This is a genomic window from Pseudomonas sp. KB_15 (genome assembly GCF_052114525.1).
Lineage (GTDB): Bacteria > Pseudomonadota > Gammaproteobacteria > Pseudomonadales > Pseudomonadaceae > Aquipseudomonas.
This window is the reverse complement of the sequence record NZ_JBFREX010000265.1, coordinates 1-414: the sequence shown is the minus strand read 5'-3', so window position 1 is coordinate 414 and position 414 is coordinate 1. Positions and strand designations below refer to the sequence as shown.

The window sequence follows — 414 nt, the reverse complement described above, 5'->3', positions numbered from 1 at the left end:
GTCCAGATACAGCCTGAGCAGATTTCGCGCCTTCTCTGCATCGTCATCGGGTAGAAAGCCCGCTCGAAGGAACTCCGTGCCGATTGCGTTGGCTTCCGCTTCCTCGTAGTTCTTGCGCAAATCGTAGCGATTCACCGCCATGGCGAAGCTGAAGCCGATAAGCAGAGCCAGCAAGGTCAACACGGAACCCTGGATGACGCTGTCGCTCGATTCTGACCTGTCCCCGTCGACGCGCTCTTGAAACAGGAGGCGTGAGCCGAGCCACTCAGCCAACCATAGCGTGATGAGTGTGATCAGAAACACCAGTAGCGGATAATCCTTGACGATCAGTGCCACGGCATTCTCCGATATTCGAGAGCGTCTCAGCGCGCATTGACTACCCGATTGGACAGGGCACGTGCCACTGCGTACGGG

The 414-nt window shown here is 57.2% G+C and carries 1 pseudogene; it reads right to left on the bottom strand.

Features of this window, described 5'->3' with window-relative positions:
• Window positions 1-336, bottom strand: a pseudogene (locus AB4Z35_RS30805) (hypothetical protein); the annotation flags it as partial.
• Between the last annotated feature and the right edge of the window lie 78 nt (window positions 337-414).